The 3,743-nt window shown below is 63.6% G+C and carries 4 protein-coding genes, 1 pseudogene and 1 riboswitch; of the genes and pseudogenes, 4 read left to right on the top strand and 1 reads right to left on the bottom strand.

Annotated features, from left to right (window positions below; translation table 11 throughout):
• A pseudogene (locus tag EN994_RS22210) lies at positions 1–427 on the top strand (S-methyl-5-thioribose-1-phosphate isomerase); the annotation flags it as partial.
• 10 nt (positions 428–437) lie between these two features.
• Here EN994_RS22210 and EN994_RS22205 read toward each other — a convergent pair.
• Entirely contained in the window at positions 438–977 is a 540-nt protein-coding gene (locus EN994_RS22205; protein WP_013532925.1) for an Lrp/AsnC family transcriptional regulator, read from the bottom strand.
• Positions 978–1,026: 49 nt separating this feature from the next.
• Between EN994_RS22205 and EN994_RS22200 the strand changes: the two genes are divergently transcribed.
• From EN994_RS22200 to EN994_RS22190, 3 genes are all read left to right on the top strand, one after another.
• Positions 1,027–2,196, top strand: a complete 1,170-nt coding sequence (locus EN994_RS22200; protein ID WP_063167605.1) for an MFS transporter — start codon at positions 1,027–1,029, stop codon at positions 2,194–2,196.
• A 66-nt stretch (positions 2,197–2,262) separates the two neighbouring features.
• Positions 2,263–2,477, top strand: a riboswitch (FMN riboswitch).
• A gap of 77 nt (positions 2,478–2,554) precedes the next feature.
• A complete protein-coding gene (locus EN994_RS22195) occupies positions 2,555–3,028 on the top strand; it encodes a 6,7-dimethyl-8-ribityllumazine synthase (RefSeq protein ID WP_063167604.1) in 474 nt (157 codons plus the stop codon).
• Between the two features lie 164 nt (positions 3,029–3,192).
• Positions 3,193–3,743 (top strand): class II fructose-bisphosphate aldolase (locus EN994_RS22190; RefSeq protein WP_206530462.1); only part of this gene is annotated, 551 nt, incomplete at its 3' end.

Here is a 3,743-nt window from a genome sequence, read left to right as displayed (position 1 = left end):
CGACAATGCCGGCGGCCATCTGATGCAGCGCGGCGCAATCGACATGGTCATCGTCGGTACCGACCGCACCACCGCCGACGGCGACGTCTGCAACAAGATCGGCACCTATCTCAAGGCGCTCGCCGCCGCCGACAACGACGTGCCGTTCTATGTCGCGCTGCCGTCGCCGACCATCGACTGGACGGTGCATGACGGACTGGCCGAAATCCCGATCGAGCAACGCTCGGCCGACGAGGTCTCGCTGGTCTGGGGCAAGACCGCCGCCGGCGAGATTGCCCAGGTGCGCATTTCGCCTGAGACGACGCCGGCGGCCAACCCGGCCTTCGACGTGACGCCGGCGCGGCTGGTGACCGGCCTGATCACCGAGCGCGGTGTCGCCAAGGCCTCGCGCGAGGGCCTGAAGCAGATGTTTCCCGAGCGGGCGTAGCCGCTCGCTTCTAGTACAGAGGCTCGGCCATGTGCTTGGGTGTCGGCCAAGTCTCGGTGATACCCGGCTGCACCGGCCGCTCCAGATAGGTCGAGAGCACCACATAGCTGCGCGTCGAGGTGACGCCCGGCGTTTCGTAGAGGCGCGCCAAAAGGCCTTCGAGGGCCCTGGTGTCTTCGGTGCGGACCTTCAGCAGCATGCAGGTGTCGCCGGCGACGGTATGGATTTCCTCCACTTCGGGATATTGCGAGACCGCCATCAGTTCCGGCGTCTTTCCCCAGCCCCTGGTGTCGATATGGACAAAGGCGAGCAAAGGCTTTTTCACCGCCCGGGGATCGATGATGGTGACCGTGTTGCGGATGGCGCCGCTGCGCCGGAGCCGTTTGACCCGCTCATGCGCTGCCGGTGGCGACAAGCCGACGCGATCGCCGAGTTCGGCGTAGCTGATCGTGGCATCATCGACCAGGACACCTAATATTCTTCGGTCTATCGCGTCGAGATCGCGGGCCGCCGGCCTGTTCTGCAGAATGCCATCTGTTTCTTCATCCATGGCGAAATTCCTGGTTCTCCGCTGAATAGAATACGGCCATTATGCCGATATGTCGAACATTGATCAACTTGCACCATTGACTGCCCGAGCCCCGATCCCGGCGCTTGCCTATCTGTTGACGGGCTGCATCGCGGTCATCGGCTCGAACTCGCTGGTGCTGGGTCCGATTGCACCGGCTGTCGCCTCGTCGTTCGGGACCAGCGTGCCGGCCGTGATGATTGCGGCGGCCGCGTTCGGCCTCGGCACCTCTGCCAGCGCGCTGTTCCTGGCGCGCTACATCGACCGGCTCGGTGCTCGCAGAATGCTGCAGGGCGCACTGCTGCTGTTGGCACTGGCGCTGGTCGCCAGCGCCGCGGCACCCACGGTGATCATGCTGGTCGCCGCACAGCTGCTGGCCGGCATCGCCGCCGGCGTCGCCATGCCGGCGATCTATGCCAGCGCGGCGGCCATCGCCCCACCGGGCAGGGAGAGCGGCACGATCGGCGTCGTGCTGACCGGATGGACGCTCAGCATGGTCGCCGGCGTCTCGCTGTCGGCCGTGCTTGCCGATCTTGTGCATTGGCGCGCCGTTTTCGTGGCGGTCGCGGTGCTTGCGGCCCTTGCATGGATGGGACTGACAGTGACGTCGCTCAGCGACACCAGGAAGGCCGGACCGGCGCCCGCCCCGCTGGAAGCGCTCGGCATTCCCGGAATCCTGCCGCTGCTGGTCGCGTGCGCGGCCTTCATGACTTCGTTCTACGGCGTCTATGGCTATCTCGGCGACCATCTTCATGTCGGGCTTGGACAGCCGGTGAGTGCCAATGGCCTGGCGGCGCTTGCCTACGGCATAGGCTTCGGCACCGCTGCTCTGCTCGACGGCGTCATCGACAGACTGGGTGCGCGGCGCGTCATGCCGTTTGCCTATCTTCTTGTCGCCGTCGTCTACGTCGCGATGGCGGCGACGAGCGACAGTTTCGGGCTGACCTTGACCATGGTGGCAATCTGGGGACTGGCCAATCATTTCGGCCTGAACGTCCTGGTGATGCGCCTGTCGGCGCTCGATCCGTCGCGGCGCGGCACGATCATGGGGCTGAACAGTGCGGTGACTTACCTCGCGGTCTTTGTCGGCACCACCAGCTTCGGGCCGCTTTATTCCAACTTCGGCTTTGCTGTCTGCGTGATGGTTGCAGCACTGCTCATGCTGATCGCCGCATCGGCGGCGGCGTGGCGCACGCGGTAGTCGAACGTGCTTGGCCCAACCTTCTCACGGTTGACAGCAGCGTCCTGCCCTTTCATACAAAGCCGTTAATGTTCTCAGGGCGGGGTGAAAGTCCCCACCGGCGGTAAGGGTTTCTACCCAAGCCCGCGAGCGCTTTCCGGTCCACGCATCAATGCGTGGATTCTTAAGTGCTAGAGCGTCCTTTACGCGTCCAAGGGACGCGTGGCGCTCTAGTGGAAAGGTCAGCAGATCCGGTGTGATTCCGGAGCCGACGGTTACAGTCCGGATGGAAGAGGACGAAACGGAAGCCGGCCCGCTTTTTGCGGGCTTAATCCGTATCGTGCGTCCTGATTCTGGTTCGAAACGGAAGGATGGACCCATGAATCAGCATTCCCATAAAGACTATGAAACGACCCGCATCGCCGTTATCCGCGCGCGCTGGCATGCCGACATCGTCGACCAGTGCGTACAGGCCTTCGAAGCTGAACTGGCCTCTCTGGGAGACGAGCGCTTCACCGTCGACATCTTCGACGTGCCCGGCGCCTATGAAATTCCCCTGCATGCCAAGACCCTGGCCGGGACCGGCCGTTATGCCGCGATCCTCGGCACAGCCTTTGTGGTCAATGGCGGCATCTACCGGCATGAGTTCGTCGCAAGTGCTGTCATCGACGGCATGATGAACGTGCAGCTGTCGACCGGCGTGCCGGTGCTGTCGGCGGTGCTCACCCCGCACAACTACCACGACAGCGCCGAGCACCACCGCTTCTTCTTCGAGCACTTCACTGTCAAGGGCAAGGAAGCGGCGAACGCCTGCGTGCAACTCCTGGCGGCGCGGGACCTGATCGCGGCCTGAGGTCGTCAAACTGGCCGGATTTCAACCCTGCAACAAGAATTGCGATCGAGAAGCGCTCCGAAGGTTGCGGTTCCCTTGAAATCCCGCCAGAAGCATCAAGGGCCGACCGGCAAACCGGCCGGCCCGCGACGTTGCGCTTGAAACCAGATACGGGAGACTATTGGGTGGCTCGCATAACACTGAGACAATTGCTCGACCACGCCGCCGAATACGGCTATGGCGTGCCCGCTTTCAACATGAACAACATGGAACAGGGCCTCGCCATCATGGAGGCCGCCGAGGAGACCAAGTCGCCGGTCATCCTGCAGGCTAGCCGCGGCGCGCGCGCCTATGCCAATGACGTGGTGCTGGCCAAGCTGATCGACGCGCTGGTCGAAATCCATCCCGACATTCCGGTCTGCATGCATCTCGACCATGGCAACAACGAAGCCACCTGCGTCACCGCGATCCAGTACGGCTTCACCTCCGTCATGATGGACGGATCGCTGAAGGAAGACGGCAAGACGCCGGCCGACTACGCCTACAATTCCGGCATCACCAAGCGCGTCGTCGACATGGCGCATTGGGGCGGCGTGTCCGTCGAAGGCGAGATCGGCGTGCTCGGCTCGCTCGAGAGCGGCGGCGGCGAGCAGGAAGACGGCCACGGCGTCGAAGGCGCGATCAGCCACGACCAGCTTTTGACCGATCCCGAACAGGCGGTCGAGTTCGTCAAGGA

Source organism: Mesorhizobium sp. M7A.F.Ca.CA.002.09.1.1, assembly GCF_003998555.1.
Lineage (GTDB): Bacteria > Pseudomonadota > Alphaproteobacteria > Rhizobiales > Rhizobiaceae > Mesorhizobium > Mesorhizobium ciceri.
The sequence above is the reverse complement of the archived record's forward strand: the minus strand, read 5'-3'. Positions and strand labels throughout refer to the sequence as shown.

Bases quoted from the DNA above. Each gene is read 5' to 3' on its own strand.
- EN994_RS22205 (WP_013532925.1), bottom strand. From the start codon at position 977: ATGGATGAAGAAACAGATGGCATTCTGCAGAACAGGCCGGCGGCCCGC.
- EN994_RS22195 (WP_063167604.1), top strand. From the start codon at position 2,555: ATGAATCAGCATTCCCATAAAGACTATGAAACGACCCGCATCGCCGTT.
- EN994_RS22200 (WP_063167605.1), top strand. From the start codon at position 1,027: ATGTCGAACATTGATCAACTTGCACCATTGACTGCCCGAGCCCCGATC.